Consider the following 17,086-nt stretch of genomic DNA (forward strand, 5'->3'; position numbering starts at 1 on the left):
CATCGCCATGAGCTCCCGGTCCTTTCGCCGCGATATCATCACCAAGCCGATCTTCGCCTGGGCGCGGGGCGTCTTGCCGGCCATGTCGGACACCGAGCGCGAGGCGCTGGAGGCCGGCGACGTCTGGTGGGACGCCGACCTGTTCACCGGCAATCCCGACTGGTCGAAACTGCTCGCCAACGCGCCGGCGACCCTGACAGCGGAGGAGCAGGCGTTCCTCAACGGCCCGGTCGACGAGCTCTGCGCCATGCTCGACGACTGGAAGATTAACTGGGAATGGCGCGACCTGCCGCCCGAAGCCTGGGACTTCATCAAGCGCGAAAAATTCTTCGGCATGATCATTCCGAAAGAGTATGGCGGGCTCGGCTTTACCCCCTACGCGCATTCGGAAGTGGTGCGTAAGATTTCGTCGCGCTCGCTGGCCGCCGCCGTCACCGTGATGGTGCCCAACTCGCTCGGCCCCGGCGAACTCCTGATGCGCTTTGGCACCAGGGATCAGCAGCAGCAATGGCTGCCGCGGCTTGCCGACGGACGCGAGATTCCTTGCTTTGGATTGACCAGCCCGGAGGCCGGCTCCGATGCCGCGTCGATGATCGACAGCGGCATCATCTGTAAGGGCAATTTCGAAGGCCGCGACGTGCTCGGGCTGCGCCTCAACTGGCACAAGCGTTACATCACGCTCGGCCCGGTCGCGACGCTGCTCGGCCTCGCTTTCAAGGCCTATGACCCCGATCACCTGGTCGGATCGAAGGACGAGCTCGGCATCACCGTGGCCTTGATCCCGGCGCATCTGCCCGGCGTCGAAATCGGCCATCGCCATCTGCCGTCGATGCAGGTGTTTCAGAACGGCCCGAACTGGGGCCGCGATGTCTTCATCCCGATGGATTACATCATCGGCGGGCAGGAGCGTCTCGGCCAGGGCTGGAAAATGCTGATGACGGCGCTCGCCGCCGGGCGCGGCATTTCGCTGCCGTCGCTATCGGCCGCGGGCGCGGCCTATGCCGCCCGCACCACCGGCGCCTATGCGCGGATCCGCGAGCAGTTCAACGTGCCGATCGGGAAATTCGAGGGCATCGAGGAGCCGCTGGCCCGCATCGCCGGCACCGCCTATCTGCTCGACGCGGCGCGGCGGCTGACCTGTGCTGCGCTCAATCAGGGCCACCATCCCGCCGTGATCTCCGGCATCATGAAGCTGCATGCCACCGAGCGGATGCGGATCGCGATCGACGACGCAATGGACATTCATGGCGGCAAGGCCGTGATCGACGGCCCGCAGAATTACATGGGCAATCTCTATCGCTCGGTGCCGGTCGGCATCACCGTGGAGGGAGCCAATATCCTGACCCGCAACCTGATCGTATTCGGGCAGGGCGCGATCCGCGCGCATCCTTATCTGCTGGAAGAGATGAACGCGCTTGGCGAAGAGGACCGCGCCAGGGGTCTCGACGCCTTCGACAAGGCATTCTGGAAACATATCGGTCACAGCGTCGCGACGATGTTCCGCGCCTGGGGCCGAAGCTGGAGCGGCGGGATGTTCGCGCCGGCGCCCGACGCCGGGGCCGCGACCGGATTCTATCGCCAGCTGTCGCGCTACTCGTCGGCGTTCGCGCTGTGCGCCGACATGGCGCTGCTGACGCTGGGCGGCGCCTTGAAACGCAAGGAAATGCTGTCGGCACGGTTCGGCGATATCCTGTCGGAACTGTATCTGCTTTCGGCCGCGCTGAAACGCTGGCAGGACGAGGGCCGCCAGCAGGCCGATTTCGTCGCGCTCGAATGGTGCATGGCGAGTGGCTTCCGCACCATCGAAAATCGCTTCGCGGAAATCCTGGCGAACCTGCCGAATCGGTTTGTCGCCATCGTTCTGAAATTCCTGGTCCAGCCGTTCGGCGCACGTGTGCTCGGGCCCTCTGATATCGTAATCCATCAATGCGCGCAGCTCGTGCTGGAGCCATCGGCGGCGCGGGATCGGTTGACGCCGGACCTGTCGCATGTCGATGATGACAGAGGCGTGGCCCGGCTGGAGAAGGCATTCCTTCTGGTCACCGGCGCCGAGGAGATCGCCAAAAAGATGCGCGCCGCCCACCTTCACGACTGGAAGCAAGCCGTGAAGAACGGCGTCATCACGCAGGCCGAGGGCGAGCAGCTTGCCGCGGCGCAGGAGGCGGTCGCCAAAGTAATCGAGGTCGACGACTTCGCGCCGGAGGCGCTGTCGCCGATCTACAGGAAGCCCGCCGACGTGCATCAGTTCTTCCAGGCGCTCGGTGAGCAGCGGGCGGCGAGCTGATGGCGCGGCCGGTCTATATTATCGACGGCAGCCGCACGCCGTTCCTGAAAGCGCGCAGCGGGCCCGGTCCGTTCACGCCGGTCGATCTCGCCGTGCAATGCGGCCGGCCGCTGCTGGCCCGCCAGCCATTCGCGCCATCAGCCTTCGATCAGGTGATCCTCGGCTGCGTCAACGTCATTGCCGACGAGATGAATCCGGCCCGTGTCGCCGCGTTGCGGCTCGGCATGGGCGAGGCCATGGTGGCGTTCACGGTGCAGATCAATTGCGGCTCCGGCATGCAATCGATCGACACCGGATACCGCTATATCCGCGAAGGCGTTTCGGATCTGATCCTGGCCGGCGGTTCGGAAGCCCTCAGCTACGCGCCTTTGGTGTGGCCGCAGCAGGGCGTGCGCTGGTTTGCAGGGTTGGCCGGTGCCAAGGGCGCTTTCGCCAAGGCCGCCGCGGCGCTGAGGGCGCGCCCGGCCTATTTCAAGCCGATCATCGGGCTCGAGCGCGGGCTGACCGATCCGATCACCGAACTCAACATGGGACAGACCGCCGAAGTGGTCGGCCATCTCTTCGGCATAACCCGCGCGCAATCTGACTTCTACGCCGCCGAAAGCCACAAGCGGCTCGCCAACGCGCAGGCCCAGGGTTTTCTCAAGGGCGAAGTCGAAACCGCGTTCGCGCGCGACGGCAAATTCTACGATCACGACGACGGGGTGCGGCCGGATTCCTCGCCGGAGACGCTTTCGAAACTCAGGCCGGTGTTCGAACGGCCCTGGGGCCAGGTCACCGCCGGCAACTCGTCGCAGATCACCGACGGCGCGTCATGGACCATTCTCGCCTCCGAAGACGCGGTCGCCAAACACGGCCTGAAGCCGAAAGCTGTCATCGTCGACAGCCAATGGTCGGCGCTCGATCCGTCTATCATGGGCCTCGGCCCGGTGCTGTCGGCGACCGCGCTCCTGAAGCGCAACAAATTGTCGCTCGGGGATATCGAGACCTGGGAATTGAACGAGGCGTTCGCCACGCAGGTGCTGGGCTGTCTGGCGGCCTGGAACGACGACAAATTCTGTCGCGATATTTTGGGATTAGACGGCGCCGCGGGACCGATCGACCACGCCAAACTCAATGTCGACGGCGGCGCGATCAGCCTCGGTCATCCCGTCGGCTGCAGCGGCAACCGCATCGTGCTGCATCTCGTCAACGCGATGAAGCGGCTCGGCACCAAGCGCGGCATCGCCACCGAATGCATCGGCGGCGGGCAGGGCGGCGCGATGTTGATCGAGACGGTATAGGGAACGTCATGGACAGCAAAATCATGGACGTTCTCGCTGACCGCGTGCTCGAACTCGGGCCGAAGCCGGAGGCCAGCGGACCCTATCGCAATTTCAAGCTGACCCGCGATTCCGACGGCATTGCCTGGCTGCTGTTCGATCGCGATGGCGCCAGCGCCAATACGCTGTCGGCCGATGTTATCGAAGAATTCGACACCGTTCTGGCGGCGCTGGAAAGCCAGCGGCCGGCGGGACTTGTCATACGTTCCGCGAAGAAATCCGGTTTCATCGCCGGCGCCGACGTCAACGAATTTCGCGGCGCGACCGATCCGCGTGCAGTCGAAACCGCGATCGGCCGGGCCCATGCGGTGATCGACCGACTCGAAGCCTTGAAAATCCCGACCGTTGCGGTGATTCACGGCTTCTGCCTCGGCGGCGGCCTCGAAGTCGCGCTGGCCTGTCAGTCGCGGATTGCGATCGACGGCGCCCGCTTTGGTTTTCCAGAAGTGCTGCTCGGCCTGCACCCCGGTCTCGGCGGCACCGCGCGCTTCACGCATCTCGTCAATCCGATGCAGGCGATGACGCTGATGCTGACCGGCAAGACCATCGACGCGCGCCGGGCAAAATCGCTCGGGCTGGTCGATGCGGTGACGCAGGAGCGGCACGTCCGCAATGCCGCCAAGGACGCGGTGTTCGGCCATCTGAAACGCGCTCGGCCCGGTCTTGTGAACGCGATCCTGAACTTCACGCCGGTACGGGGCTTTCTCGCTTCGCGGATGCGCGCCGAAGCCGAAAAGGCCGCGCCCCACGAGCACTATCCCGCGCCCTATGCGCTGATCGATCTCTGGGAAAAGCATGGCGGCGACAAGGCCGCGATGCTGGCGGCGGAAAAAACCTCGTTCGCCAATCTGATGGTGACGCCGACGGCGCAGAACCTGATCCGGGTGTTCTTCCTGCGCGAGCAGATGAAGAAGCTCGCCGGCGGCGGTAACACGGTCGCGCATGTTCACGTCATCGGCGCCGGCGCGATGGGCGGCGATATCGCGGCATGGTGCGCCAACGAGGGAATGCGTGTCACGCTCGCCGACATGAAGCCGGAGCCGATTGCCGGTGCAATCAAGCGCGCCGCCGACCTGTTCGGCAAAATCATTCGCAAGCGCACCGATATCCGCGATGCGCTGGACCGGCTGGTGCCCGATCTCGACGGCGAGGGCGTGCGCGGTGCCGACCTGATCATCGAGGCGGTGCCGGAGAAACTGGAGCTGAAGCAGAAGGTCTATGCCGGGCTCGAGCCGAAAATGAAGCCGGGCGCGATTCTCGCCACCAACACCTCGAGCATTCCGCTGCAGGATTTGCGCGCGACGCTGCAAAAGCCGGAGCGGCTGGTTGGACTGCATTTCTTCAATCCGGTGTCGCGGCTGCAACTGGTCGAGGTCGTCAGCCATGATGCGACCGATCCGCAACTGCTGAAGCAGGCGCTGGCCTTTGTCGGCGCCATCGACCGGCTGCCGCTGCCGGTCAAGAGTTCGCCGGGCTTTCTCGTCAATCGCGCGCTGACGCCTTACATGCTCGAAGCGATGCTGATGCTGGACGAGAGGATCGACAAGGTCACAGTCGATGCGGCCGCGGAGAAATTCGGCATGCCGATGGGCCCGATCGAACTCGCCGATCAGGTCGGGCTCGATATCTGTCTTGCGGTCGGCGACATGCTGCGCTCCAAATTCGGCGACCTGCTGCCGCCGACCCCGGCCTGGCTTCGCGACAAGGTGGCCGCCGGCGAACTCGGTCGCAAGACCGGCAAGGGCTTTTATGTCTGGAAGGACGGCAAGGCCGACAAGACGTCCAGCTCATCCTCCACGGCGCAGCCAACGGCTGAAATGATCGACCGGCTGGTCCTGCCGATGTCGAACGTCTGCGTCGCCTGCCTGCGCGAGGGCATCGTCGACAACGCCGAGGTGGTCGATGGCGCCATGATCTTCGGCACCGGCTATGCGCCGTTCCGCGGCGGCCCGCTGAACTATGTGCGAGCCCGCGGGCCGGAGAATGTGGTGTCGGCGCTGCGCGCGCTGGCGGCGAAGTTCGGCGGCCGGTTTGCGCCCGATGCCGGCTGGGATAGTTTCAAATAGCGCGATTTTCAGATTCGATTCGACGGGGCTTCACCAATGACCGACACGCAGGCCGTTCACGCCCCGTTGAATATGGAATTGGAGCCTAGCGGCGAACTCTGTATCCGCACCCTGGCGATGCCGGCCGACACCAACCAAAACGGCGATATTTTCGGCGGCTGGCTGCTCAGCCAGATGGACCTCGGCGGCGGCGTGTTCGCTTCCAAGAAAGCGAAATCGCGCACGGTGACGGTCGCGATCGAGGCGATGAATTTCCGCAAGCCGGTGTTCATCGGCGATCTGGTTTCCGTGCACGCCAATCTGGTCCGGGTCGGCAAGACCTCGGTCACGGTCCACCTCGAGGCCTGGGTGCTGCGCCGCAAGGAAATGCAGTCGATCCTGGTGACCGACGGCAACTTTACCTACGTCTCGATCGACGACCAAGGTCATCCGCAGGCCATCCAGCCGGGCGAACCGGCGATTTCGGCGTAGCCGTATCGACGTCCGTTGCCTCGTGGTTCGAGACGCGCGGCGTTGCCGGGCTCCTCACCATGAGGTCTTAGCGCCCTCATCCTGAGGAGCCCGGCACGCGGCTGTCTCGAAGGATGCGGCCATCGCACTGAAAACGCTCCAGTCCCACCTTCGGAACCTTTTTCCACCTGCACCGTTGTCCGCGCGCCCTGGCGAACCAGGGCACGGAATTGGAAGAAAATGTCGGACACTTACATCATCGAAGTCCATTCGCAGGCGGCCGGAATCGTCGTCCGCAATCCGGACGGCTATCGTTTTTTCGCAGCCTCGCACCGCTTCAATCCGATGGAAGGCCAGCTGTTTCGCAACGCCCGCGAGGCCGAGCGGGCGGCGGTGCGGCTTGCAAATGGCGACCTGCCGAAGGTCGCGTAACAAACCCACCCATTTCCGTCAGGGCGCGGCCCGAAGCGACGATGCGTGACCGCTCGACCTTCCACATACGCCTAGACAGCCGATTTAGCCTCGCTATAGGCTGACTGCGGGACTGCTGGGGGGTGTGGGGATGAGCCGGTATTTTTTCCACGTCGTCGGTAACGGCGACGTTGAATTCGTGGATGAGGACGGCGAACGCTTCGACGCGCAGCAAGATGCGGCCGCCTACGCAGAAAAAATTGCTGCCGAACTTGCCCAAGACGGGGATCACTATCGGGGTTCTGCAGTCTCCGTCTCCGATGAGGACGGCAATGAACTCATGCAGGTAACAGTCAAACCGAAAAATAACTCCTGAGTTTGCGGCGCGCTTCCCCGTCGGCGCGGGACGGGCACTCACATCATCGAAGGCCGCTCCTGGGTGGCATGGATTATCGCGCGCAATGACGGCTGCCGAGGGGCGGACCGCTTTAACCGTAACCCGACGTTCGCCCCTGGGGCGCCGCCAAGACTGATCTGCCGCGTTGACCGGATGCCGGAACGGCCGCACCATGGGCTGCGCTTTTGCCCATGGGTGCCGCCGTGACCGGACTGACGCATCGCCAATCCGAAATCCTCAATATCGCCCGCGCCTTTGGCCGGGTGATGGTGGAGGATCTCGCCCGGCGCTTCGAGGTCTCGGCGCAGACCATTCGCAAGGACCTGAACGATCTCTGCGATCACCGCTCGCTGACCCGCATCCATGGCGGCGCCATCATTGCCTCCGGGGTCGAGAATCTCGCCTATGAGGCGCGCCGCTTCGTCGCCGCCGAGGAGAAGAAGGCGATCGGCGCGGCCGCGGCGCAGCTCATTCCGAACGGCTGCTCGCTGTTCATCAATATCGGCACCACGACGGAAGAAGTCGCGAGCGCGCTGACCTCGCACGAGGACCTGCTGGTCATCACCAACAATCTCAATGTCGCGATGCTGCTTTACAGACACCCGCGCATCGAGGTGATCGTGGCCGGCGGCGCGGTGCGCCGTGCCGACGGTGCCGTGATCGGCTCGACCGCGATCAGCCTGATCGGCCAGTTCAAGGTCGACTACGCCATCATCGGCGCTTCCGCGATCGACGAAGACGGCGCGCTCCTGGATTTCGATTATCGCGAGGTGCAGGCGGCGCAAGCCATCATCGCCAACGCGCGCAGCGTGATGCTGGTCGCCGATTCGACCAAATTGCGGCGCAGCGCGCCGGTCCGTATCGCCCATATCAGCCAGATCCAGACCTTCGTGACCGACGCGGCACTGCCGGCGAGATTAGCGAACATCTGCCATACCCGCGGCATCGAAGTGATCGAGGCGATACCCAAGGCTTCAGCCGATATGGACGAGCCGGGCGCCGAGCCTTCCTCGACCGTCACCCGCCTGCGCTAGACCAGAGACCGTCCTTTCGTCATGGCCGGGCTTCGTCCCGGCCATCCACGTCTGTTTTGCCCGTGCAGCCAAGACGTGGATGCCCGGCACAAGGCCGGGCATGACGAACTGCTCTTTTGGCCCGCTCCAGGTCAAAGCTACCGCCGCCTCCGGGCGGGCCCGAGTTCCCCTTTTTCGCTTGCTTTCACATTTGGTTGTGATTTATTCGAAACCGAAAGCGAAATCGCCAAAGTGAACAGGCGAACGCCCGGGGGAAGCGTCTTTTGGATCGAATTTTCGACCTCGCTATCGTCGGTGGCGGCGTCAATGGCTGTGGCATCGCACGCGATGCGGCGGGCCGGAGTAATTCTGTTTTCCTTTGTGAAATGAACGACTTGGCCAGCGGGACGTCGTCCTGGTCAACCAAGCTCGTGCACGGCGGCCTGCGTTATCTCGAATATTATGAGTTTCGGCTGGTGCGCGAGGCGCTGATCGAGCGCGAAATCCTATGGCAGATTGCCCCGCACATCATCCGCCCCTTGCGATTCGTGCTGCCGCATCATGACGGGCTGCGCCCGGCCTGGCTGCTGCGGCTGGGCCTGTTCCTCTACGACCACATCGGCGGCCGAAACCTGCTGCCGCCGACCCGCTCGGTCGACCTGACCCGGGACGAGGTCGGACAGCCCCTGATCCCCGGCCGTTACACAAGGGGTTTTGAATATTCCGACTGTTTTGTGGATGACGCCCGCCTCGTGGTTCTCACCGCGCGCGATGCGGCCGACCGCGGTGCCGAAATCCGCACCCGGTCGCGCGCGGTCGAGATCCGGCAGGAGAATCGAATCTGGCATGTCACGGTCGAAAACACCGCGACCGGCACGCGCGATACGATTCAGGCCCGTGTGCTGATCAACGCCGGCGGCCCCTGGGTCGAGCAGGTGCTGGCGTCAGGCGCCGGTGTCAACGCCAGGGCAAAAGTGCGGCTGGTGCAGGGCTCCCACATCGTGGTGCCAAAGCTCTATGCGCACGACCGCGCCTATATGTTTCAGAACAGCGATGGCCGCATCGTTTTCGTCATTCCCTACCAGGACGATTTCACGCTGATCGGCACCACCGACCGCGATTACGACGGCGACCCCGCCAAGGTGAAGGCCTCGAACGAAGAGATAAAATACCTCTGCGATTCCGTCAGCGAATATCTGGCGAAGCCGGTCAGGCCCGAAGACGTGGTCTGGACCTATGCCGGCGTTCGCCCGCTGTATGACGACGGCGCCAGCGAAGCCAAGGCGGCCACCCGCGATTACGTGTTCGAACTCGACACGCCCGGCGGCGCGCCGCTGCTGTCGATCTATGGCGGCAAGATCACCACCTATCGGAGGCTGGCCGAGGAAGCGCTGGAGCGCCTGACTCCCTATTTGCGCAGCGCCAAGGCGCGCGAAGGCTGGACCGCGAAGTCGCCGCTGCCCGGCGGCGATCTCGACGTCTCGGCGATCGCCGCGCTATCGGCGGAACTGGTGCGCAGCTATCCGTTTCTCTCGTCCGCCCATGCCAACCGGCTGGCGCACGCCTACGGCACCCGCGCCAGCAAGCTGCTCGGCAATGCGAAATCGATGGATGATCTCGGCCAGGCGTTCGGCGCCACCTTGACGGAGCGCGAGGTCAGGTACCTGATGTCATCCGAGTGGGCCTGCACGGCCGAAGACATCGTATGGCGGCGATCCAAGCTTGGATTGCGGCTGTCGCCTGCGGAGGTTGCTGCCATCGACGACTGGATTGCCACCCACCGGGTCCCGCTTGATAGTCCCTTGCTTGAGGCGGGAGGGCGGCCATGACCGTTGCGCTCGAACACGTCACGCGCTCGATTGATGGCATCCCGACCATTCGCGATGTTTCGCTGACGCTCGAGCGCGGCACTTTGAGCGTGCTGCTGGGCCCGACGCTGTCCGGCAAGACCTCGATCATGCGGCTGCTCGCCGGTCTCGACAAGCCGGCCACCGGCCGCGTCCTGGTCGACGGCAAGGATGTTACCGGCTTCGATGTGCGGCAGCGATCGGTGGCGATGGTCTACCAGCAGTTCATCAATTATCCCTCGCTGACGGTCTATGAAAACATCGCCTCGCCGCTGCGGGTGCAGCGCAAGCCACGCGCGGAAATCGAAAAGCGCGTGCAGGAGGCGGCAAGGCTCTTGAAACTGGAGCCGTATCTGAACCGCACGCCGCTGCAATTGTCGGGCGGCCAGCAGCAGCGCACCGCGATCGCGCGCGCGCTGGTGAAGGGCGCCGACCTGGTATTGCTGGACGAGCCGCTCGCCAACCTCGACTACAAGCTGCGCGAGGAACTGCGCACCGAACTGCCGCGCATCTTCGAGGCGTCGGGGGCGATCTTCGTCTACGCCACCACCGAGCCTTCGGAGGCGCTGCTGCTCGGCGGCCGCACCGTCTGCATGTGGGAAGGCGAGGTGCTGCAGGCCGGCGACACTTCCAAAGTTTACCGCCATCCCGACACCCTGCGCGTCGCCCAGGTATTTTCCGATCCGCCGCTGAACATCGTCGTCATCGAAAAGACCAATGGATCGGTGCAGTACGCCGGCGGCGTCCGGGCGCCGGCGTCAGGCCTTTACGCCGGCCTCGGCGATGGCCCTTACCGGGTCGGCTTCCGCGCCCATCAGCTCGAGGTCGCCAGCGGCATTGCCGGCCGCCACGCCTTTCATGCCACCGTGACGGTGACCGAAATCACCGGTTCAGAAAGTTTCGTGCATCTCAACCGCGATGCTTCCAACTGGGTCGCGGTGCTGCAGGGCGTGCACGAATATGAACCCGGGCACGTGCTGGACGCGGTGCTCGATCCCGACAATGTCTTTGTGTTCGACGCGGCCGGCCGCCTGGTCGCCGCGCCGAGTGCGATGTGAGGGAGATGCCGCATGGCCCGCATTGACCTCGTCGATCTCGCGCACTCCTACGGCGGCAACGCCGCCGACCCCGATTCGTTTGCGCTCAAGCCCGTTACGATGACCTGGCGGCAGGGCGGGGCCTATGCGCTGCTGGGGCCATCGGGTTGCGGCAAGACCACGCTGCTCAATCTGATCTCGGGCATCGTCGCGCCCTCGCGCGGCAAGATCCTGTTCGACGGCGTCGACATCACCCCGCTGTCAACCCAGAAGCGCAATATCGCGCAGGTGTTCCAGTTTCCGGTGATCTATGACACCATGACGGTCGGACAGAATCTCGCATTTCCGCTGAAGAATCGCGGCGTGCCCAAGGCCGAGATCGATGCGCGGGTCGCGGTGATCGCGCGCCTGCTCGACCTCGCGCCCTATCTTTCGCGCAAGGCGCAGCGGCTGACCGCCGACGCCAAGCAGAAAATCTCGCTGGGCCGGGGACTGGTCCGTTCCGATGTTGCCGCCGTGCTGTTCGACGAGCCGCTGACGGTGATCGATCCCGAGCTGAAATGGCAGTTGCGCTCGAAGCTCAAGGCGCTGCACCGCGATCTCGATTTGACGATGATCTATGTCACCCACGACCAGACCGAGGCGCTGACCTTTGCCGATACCGTTGTGGTGATGCATGACGGCCGCGTGGTGCAGAGCGGCACGCCGGCGGAATTGTTCGACAAGCCCGCGCATACGTTCGTCGGTTATTTCATCGGCTCGCCCGGCATGAACATCGTGCCCGCCGAGGTCAGGGGCCGCGAGGCGCGGATCGACGGCCACACCATCGCGCTCAAGCGCAGCTATGACAGCTTGCCTTCGGGCGCCAAGATCGAGATCGGCGTGCGGCCGGAATTCGTCGACGTCGCGCCGCCGGCGCCGGGCCTGCTCTCGGCCAACATCGAGCGGATCGATGACCTTGGCCGCGTGCGCTTCGCGCGGGTTCGAATCGGCGACGCCAAATTCGCGGCCCGGGTGCCGGCGGGATTTTCAATACCCGGTAACGCTGCCGGATTGGTGTTCGACCCCTCGCATGTTCACGTCTACGCCGACAGTCTTCTGGTCGAGGGAACGGCGTAATGGACAAGACCGTCAACCAAAAGGCCTGGTTCCTGGTGCTGCCGGTGTTCCTGGTGGTGGCGTTCTCGGCCATCCTGCCGTTGATGACGGTGGTGAACTATTCGATGCAGGACACCTTCGGCAACAACCAGTTCTTCTGGAACGGCGTCGGCTGGTTCAAGGAACTGCTCGATCCGTCGACCGATCTCGGCGGAAGGTTTTTTGCCTCGCTGTGGCGCAACCTGTTTTTCTCGGCCGTGATTCTTGCCATCGAAGTCCCGCTCGGTATCGTGATCGCGCTGTCGATGCCGCGCGAGGGCTGGCGGGTGGCGGCCTGCCTGGTGATCCTGGCCTTGCCGCTGCTGATTCCATGGAACGTGGTCGGCACCATCTGGCAGATTTTCGGACGGCCCGACATCGGCCTGCTGGGCTATGTGCTGAACGGCATCGGCATCAACTACAACTACGTCTCCAACGAATTCGATGCCTGGGCCACCGTCATCGTGATGGACGTCTGGCACTGGACCAGCCTGGTCGCGCTGTTGTGCTATGCCGGACTGAAATCGATACCTGATGCCTATTATCAGGCAGCCCAGATCGACGGCGCCTCGCGCTGGGCGGTATTCACCGCGATCCAGTTGCCGAAGATGAACCGCGTGCTGCTGATCGCGGTGCTGCTGCGCTTCATGGACAGTTTCATGATCTATACCGAGCCGTTCGTGGTGACCGGCGGCGGTCCGGGCAACTCGACCACCTTCATTTCAATTGAGCTGGTCAAGATCGCGCTCGGACAGTTCGACCTCGGCAAGGCGGCCGCGCTGTCGCTGGTCTATAACCTGATCATCATCATCGTCTGCTGGATCTTCTATACCGTGATGACCAATGCCGGCGCCGAGCGCCGGCCAGAGAAGCCAGAGAAGCCAGAGAAGGGAGTCGCATGATGCATTCGATTCCCGGCCGCCGCGTCATCCTCTCGCTGTTTTTGATTTTCCTGCTGCTGCCGATCTATTGGCTGGTCAACATGAGCTTCAAGACCAATGAGGAGATCGTCTCGACCATGACGCTGTGGCCGCATGCGCCGACCATCGCCAATTACATGCGCATCTTCACCGACGAGAGCTGGTACTCCGGCTACATCAATTCGCTGAAATACGTCGTCATCAATACCATCATCTCGATTTCGGTCGCGCTGCCGGCAGCCTATGCTTTTTCGCGGTATCGCTTCCTCGGCGACAAGCATCTGTTCTTCTGGCTATTGTCGAACCGGATGGCGCCGGCGGCGGTCTATGCGCTGCCGTTCTTCAATCTTTATTCAGCGATCAATCTGTTCGATACGCCGTGGGCGGTCGCATTGGCGCACTGCATCTTCAACGTGCCGCTGGCGGTGTGGATCCTGGAAGGGTTCGTGTCCGGCGTGCCGCGCGAGATCGACGAGACGGCGTTTCTCGATGGTTATTCGTTCCCGCGGTTCTTCATCAAGATCCTGGTGCCATTGATCGCCAGCGGCATCGGCGTCGCTGCGTTCTTCTGCTTCATGTTCTCCTGGGTAGAACTGCTGCTGGCGCGCACGCTGACCTCGGTCAACGCCAAGCCGATCGCGGCGGTGATGACCCGCACGGTCTCCGCTGCCGGAATGGACTGGGGATTGCTGGCCGCGGCCGGCGTGCTGACCATCATCCCCGGCGCGCTGGTGATCTGGTTTGTCCGCAATTACATCGCGCGCGGCTTCGCGCTCGGCAGGGTTTGAGGGGAGCAGCCATGGAAAGCATCGCATGGATGGCCTGGACGCTGCCGACCGCGATTTTCTTCGTGATGCTGTCCATGACCCTGGCGGTCATGACCTGGCTCGCGGTGGCCTATCCGGAAGCCGAGCGCGTCGGAATCCTGCACATTCCGACCACGCGCGGCGACCGCCTGTTCATTTCGCTGATCATGGCCGCGGTCATCCATCTATTGTGGATCGGGTTCGTCGGCACCGACACCATTGCCACGCTTCCGGTCGGGGAAGGTATTGAATTGTCGAGCCTGTGGCTCGCTACCGTGATTTCGCTTGTTTCGGCCGTCGCGATCTTTCGCACCGTCTGAGCCAAGCGAAAAAGAGCAGATCCGGGATCAACCCGGGCCTGGATATTGTTTTGTCGCTGCAACGGAGGAATCACCATGCGACACTTAACGAGAAGCAAAGGTCCTTTGACCGGGACCCGTGTTTTGATGATGACGAGTGCGCTCGCCCTGATGGCGGCGTCGACTGCGATTACCGCGCCCGCGTTTGCGGATGAAGCTGCTGCCAAGAAGTGGATCGACTCGGAGTTTCAGCCTTCGACGTTGTCCAAAGACGACCAGATGAAGGAAATGCAATGGTTCATCAAGGCCGCTGAACCCTACAAGGGGATGGAGATCAACGCCGTCTCCGAAACGCTGACGGTGCACGAGTATGAATCGAAGACGCTGGCGAAGGCGTTCGAGGAAATCACCGGGATCAAGGTCAAGCACGACATCATCCAGGAAGGCGATGTGGTCGAGAAGATCCAGACCCAGATGCAATCCGGCAAGAACGTGTACGACGCCTGGATCAACGACTCCGACTTTATCGGAACGCATTTCCGTTACGGCCAGGCCGTCGATCTGACGGACTGGATGGCCGGCGAGGGCAAGGACGTCACCAATCCCGGGCTCGACGTCAATGACTTCATCGGCAAGTCGTTCACCACGGCGCCGAACGGGCATCTCTACCAGTTGCCGGACCAGCAGTTCGCGAACCTCTATTGGTTCCGCTACGACTGGTTCTCCAATCCCGACTACAAGGCCAAGTTCAAGGCCAAATACGGCTACGACCTCGGCGTTCCCGTGAACTGGTCGGCCTATGAGGACATCGCTGATTTCTTCACCAACGACATCAAGGAAATCAACGGCGTCAGGATCTATGGCCACATGGATTACGGCAAGAAGGATCCGTCGCTGGGATGGCGTTTCACCGACGCGTGGTTGTCGATGGCAGGCAACGGCGACAAGGGAATCCCGAACGGACTTCCGGTCGACGAATGGGGCATCCGGATGGAAGGCTGCCGCCCCGTCGGCTCGTCGGTCGAGCGTGGCGGCGACGTCAACGGTCCGGCGGCGGTCTATTCGATCGTCAAGTACCTCGACTGGATGAAGAAATATGCCCCGCCGCAGGCGCAAGGCATGACCTTCTCCGAATCCGGTCCGGTGCCGGCGCAAGGCTCTATCGCCCAGCAGATCTTCTGGTACACCGCCTTCACCGCCGACATGGTGAAGCCCGGTCTGCCGGTCATGAATGCGGACGGTACGCCGAAATGGCGGATGGCGCCGTCGCCGCACGGTTCGTACTGGAAGGACGGCATGAAACTCGGCTACCAGGACGTCGGTTCGCTGACGTTGCTGAAGTCGACCCCGATTGATCGCCGCAAGGCGGCCTGGCTCTATGAGCAGTTCATCGTCTCCAAGACGGTTTCCTTGAAGAAGAGCCATGTCGGTCTCACCTTCATCCGTGAATCCGACATATGGGACAAGTCGTTCACCGAGCGCGCGCCGAAGCTCGGCGGACTGATCGAGTTCTACCGCTCGCCGGCGCGCGTGCAGTGGACCCCGACCGGCAACAACGTGCCGGATTACCCGAAGCTAGCGCAATTGTGGTGGCAGAACATCGGCGATGCGTCGTCCGGTGCGAAGACGCCGCAGGCAGCGATGGACTCGCTGGCAGCCTCCCAGGACTCGGTGATGGAACGTCTGGAGAAATCCGGCGTCCAGGGCGCGTGCGGGCCGAAGCTCAACAAGAAGGAGACGGCCGAGTACTGGTTCGCGAAGTCCGCCAAGGACGGCAACATCGCGCCCCAGCGCAAGCTCGCCAACGAGAAGCCGAAGGGCGAAACCGTCGACTACGACACGCTGATCAAGTCGTGGCCGGCCTCGCCCCCGAAGCGCGCGTCGAACTGAGGTACACCAACATCGTCATGGCCGGGCATCAGCGCGAAGCGCGTCTTCGCCCAGATGACCCGGCCATCCACGACTTCTTCTTTCACGAAGCAAGACGTGGATGCCCGGCACAAGGCCGGGCATGACGAAGAAGAAATGAGGCCGGGAGCGATCCCGGCCTTTTTTCTATCGTGCGGGCGCGCGCTTCACCTCGCCCCGCTTGCGGGGAGAGGTCGAAATTCGAGCGCAGCACGAATTTCGGGTGAGGGGGACTCTCCACGAGTCGCGCTCGCTGAGAGAGCCCCTCACCCCAACCCTCTCCCCGCAAGAGCGGGGCGAGGGAGCGCGCCGAGCTTCACTGCGCGCGCAGTCGCGCCCTGCATCATTGACCATCGCCTTCCGTCGCCGCACGATGTCGGAGTCAGCTTTTGGAGCTTCGCCATGCGCATGATCTTCCGTTGCGATCCGGCGTTATCGGATCACTTGCCGCGGCCGGTTGCGGCGCGCGGGGCGCTGCCGGACTGGCTCCGCGCCATGCCGGCGAAAGCGCATTCGGACATCCACGGGCGCGACATTCGCACCGTGAAGCAGTGCCCGCCTTTTGTCGACGCGATGGCGTACGGCGTGATGATCCTGCTGCCCTGCGACGTCAGCGTCGACCGTGGTTCGTTTTCCTGGGCCTGGGACATTCCGGAGCCGTCGACATCAGGACATCCCCGCGCGCCCCTGAGCTTTCATGTCGCCGCGCAATTCCCGGATGCGCCCTTTGCGAAAGACGGCCAGGCCGCGATCAAATTCAACAGTTTCTGGACCATCGAACTCGAGCCGGAATGGTCGCTGTTTGCCACCCATCCCATTAATCGCGACGACCTGCCGTTTCGCCTGATCTCGGGGCTGGTCGATGCCGATCGGTTTCACGACGGCGGCATCAATTTCCCGGCGATCTGGACCCGGCCGGATTTTTCCGGCGTGCTGCCGAAGGGCACCCCGGTGGCGCAAGTCTTCGCGGTGCCGCGCGCCGTGCCACAACTCGAATTCGAATGTTTCGACGAGAGTCACAAGGCCGCCTATGAGACGACGGTGGCCGAGGTGCTGGCCAGTCCTGGCGTCTACCGCAAGCGTTTTCGCGCGCGAAGGGGACGAGCATGATCCCGAAAAGTGGATACCGGTTTTCGGAATAAGAACCGGCGCGGGGTTGGATTCCGTCATTCCGGGATGGTCCGAAGGA

Annotated in this window: 15 protein-coding genes; all 15 read left to right on the forward strand. The window is 63.3% G+C overall.

Features of this window, described 5'->3' with window-relative positions; genetic code table 11:
- The first annotated feature begins 7 nt into the window (after window positions 1-7).
- The 15 genes from B5527_RS06675 (at window position 8) to B5527_RS06745 (ending at window position 17,007) form a co-directional block, all read left to right on the forward strand.
- On the forward strand, window positions 8-2,284 hold the full coding sequence (locus B5527_RS06675) for an acyl-CoA dehydrogenase (protein WP_079600587.1): 2,277 nt from the start codon (window positions 8-10) through the stop codon (window positions 2,282-2,284).
- On the forward strand, window positions 2,284-3,567 hold the full coding sequence (locus B5527_RS06680; RefSeq protein WP_079600588.1) for an acetyl-CoA C-acetyltransferase: 1,284 nt from the start codon (window positions 2,284-2,286) through the stop codon (window positions 3,565-3,567). Before B5527_RS06675 ends, B5527_RS06680 begins: the two co-directional genes overlap by 1 nt.
- 8 nt (window positions 3,568-3,575) lie before the next feature.
- Window positions 3,576-5,672 (forward strand): 3-hydroxyacyl-CoA dehydrogenase NAD-binding domain-containing protein, encoded by a 2,097-nt coding sequence (locus B5527_RS06685; protein WP_079600589.1) that lies wholly within the window; start codon window positions 3,576-3,578, stop codon window positions 5,670-5,672.
- Between the two features lie 36 nt (window positions 5,673-5,708).
- The gene (locus B5527_RS06690; RefSeq protein ID WP_079600590.1) at window positions 5,709-6,143 is read left to right on the forward strand and encodes an acyl-CoA thioesterase; all 435 of its coding nucleotides are present in this window, start codon (window positions 5,709-5,711) and stop codon (window positions 6,141-6,143) included.
- Between the two features lie 219 nt (window positions 6,144-6,362).
- The gene (locus B5527_RS06695) at window positions 6,363-6,554 is read left to right on the forward strand and encodes a hypothetical protein (RefSeq protein WP_079600591.1); all 192 of its coding nucleotides are present in this window, start codon (window positions 6,363-6,365) and stop codon (window positions 6,552-6,554) included.
- A gap of 130 nt (window positions 6,555-6,684) precedes the next feature.
- Entirely contained in the window at window positions 6,685-6,909 is a 225-nt protein-coding gene (locus B5527_RS06700) for a DUF6894 family protein (RefSeq protein ID WP_079600592.1), read from the forward strand.
- A gap of 224 nt (window positions 6,910-7,133) precedes the next feature.
- Entirely contained in the window at window positions 7,134-7,964 is an 831-nt protein-coding gene (locus B5527_RS06705) for a DeoR/GlpR family DNA-binding transcription regulator (RefSeq protein WP_079607118.1), read from the forward strand.
- Window positions 7,965-8,227: 263 nt separating this feature from the next.
- Window positions 8,228-9,772 carry a glycerol-3-phosphate dehydrogenase gene (glpD, locus tag B5527_RS06710; protein WP_079600593.1) on the forward strand — a complete coding sequence of 515 codons (1,545 nt, stop codon included), beginning with the start codon at window positions 8,228-8,230 and terminating at the stop codon, window positions 9,770-9,772.
- A complete protein-coding gene (locus B5527_RS06715) occupies window positions 9,769-10,848 on the forward strand; it encodes an ABC transporter ATP-binding protein (protein WP_079600594.1) in 1,080 nt (359 codons plus the stop codon). The genes glpD and B5527_RS06715 overlap by 4 nt, the downstream gene beginning before the upstream one ends.
- Window positions 10,849-10,860: 12 nt before the next feature.
- Entirely contained in the window at window positions 10,861-11,946 is a 1,086-nt protein-coding gene (locus B5527_RS06720) for an ABC transporter ATP-binding protein (protein WP_079600595.1), read from the forward strand.
- A complete protein-coding gene (locus B5527_RS06725; RefSeq protein WP_079600596.1) occupies window positions 11,946-12,866 on the forward strand; it encodes a carbohydrate ABC transporter permease in 921 nt (306 codons plus the stop codon). Before B5527_RS06720 ends, B5527_RS06725 begins: the two co-directional genes overlap by 1 nt.
- On the forward strand, window positions 12,866-13,672 hold the full coding sequence (locus tag B5527_RS06730; protein WP_079607119.1) for a carbohydrate ABC transporter permease: 807 nt from the start codon (window positions 12,866-12,868) through the stop codon (window positions 13,670-13,672). The genes B5527_RS06725 and B5527_RS06730 overlap by 1 nt, the downstream gene beginning before the upstream one ends.
- Before the next feature lie 11 nt (window positions 13,673-13,683).
- Entirely contained in the window at window positions 13,684-14,010 is a 327-nt protein-coding gene (locus B5527_RS06735) for a DUF2160 domain-containing protein (RefSeq protein ID WP_079600597.1), read from the forward strand.
- 75 nt (window positions 14,011-14,085) lie between these two features.
- Window positions 14,086-15,879 carry an ABC transporter substrate-binding protein gene (locus B5527_RS06740; protein ID WP_079600598.1) on the forward strand — a complete coding sequence of 598 codons (1,794 nt, stop codon included), beginning with the start codon at window positions 14,086-14,088 and terminating at the stop codon, window positions 15,877-15,879.
- A 420-nt stretch (window positions 15,880-16,299) separates the two neighbouring features.
- On the forward strand, window positions 16,300-17,007 hold the full coding sequence (locus B5527_RS06745) for a hypothetical protein (protein WP_079600599.1): 708 nt from the start codon (window positions 16,300-16,302) through the stop codon (window positions 17,005-17,007).
- Window positions 17,008-17,086 lie beyond the last annotated feature (79 nt).

The sequence above is a fragment of the Bradyrhizobium erythrophlei genome (assembly GCF_900129425.1).
Classification (GTDB): Bacteria; Pseudomonadota; Alphaproteobacteria; order Rhizobiales; family Xanthobacteraceae; genus Bradyrhizobium; species Bradyrhizobium erythrophlei_C.

Coding starts and splice junctions, on each gene's coding strand:
- B5527_RS06675 (WP_079600587.1), top strand. CDS start 8: ATGAGCTCCCGGTCCTTTCGCCGCGATATCATCACCAAGCCGATCTTC.
- B5527_RS06680 (WP_079600588.1), top strand. CDS start 2,284: ATGGCGCGGCCGGTCTATATTATCGACGGCAGCCGCACGCCGTTCCTG.
- B5527_RS06685 (WP_079600589.1), top strand. CDS start 3,576: ATGGACAGCAAAATCATGGACGTTCTCGCTGACCGCGTGCTCGAACTC.
- B5527_RS06690 (WP_079600590.1), top strand. CDS start 5,709: ATGACCGACACGCAGGCCGTTCACGCCCCGTTGAATATGGAATTGGAG.
- B5527_RS06695 (WP_079600591.1), top strand. CDS start 6,363: ATGTCGGACACTTACATCATCGAAGTCCATTCGCAGGCGGCCGGAATC.
- B5527_RS06700 (WP_079600592.1), top strand. CDS start 6,685: ATGAGCCGGTATTTTTTCCACGTCGTCGGTAACGGCGACGTTGAATTC.
- B5527_RS06715 (WP_079600594.1), top strand. CDS start 9,769: ATGACCGTTGCGCTCGAACACGTCACGCGCTCGATTGATGGCATCCCG.
- B5527_RS06720 (WP_079600595.1), top strand. CDS start 10,861: ATGGCCCGCATTGACCTCGTCGATCTCGCGCACTCCTACGGCGGCAAC.
- B5527_RS06725 (WP_079600596.1), top strand. CDS start 11,946: ATGGACAAGACCGTCAACCAAAAGGCCTGGTTCCTGGTGCTGCCGGTG.
- B5527_RS06730 (WP_079607119.1), top strand. CDS start 12,866: ATGCATTCGATTCCCGGCCGCCGCGTCATCCTCTCGCTGTTTTTGATT.
- B5527_RS06735 (WP_079600597.1), top strand. CDS start 13,684: ATGGAAAGCATCGCATGGATGGCCTGGACGCTGCCGACCGCGATTTTC.
- B5527_RS06740 (WP_079600598.1), top strand. CDS start 14,086: ATGCGACACTTAACGAGAAGCAAAGGTCCTTTGACCGGGACCCGTGTT.
- B5527_RS06745 (WP_079600599.1), top strand. CDS start 16,300: ATGCGCATGATCTTCCGTTGCGATCCGGCGTTATCGGATCACTTGCCG.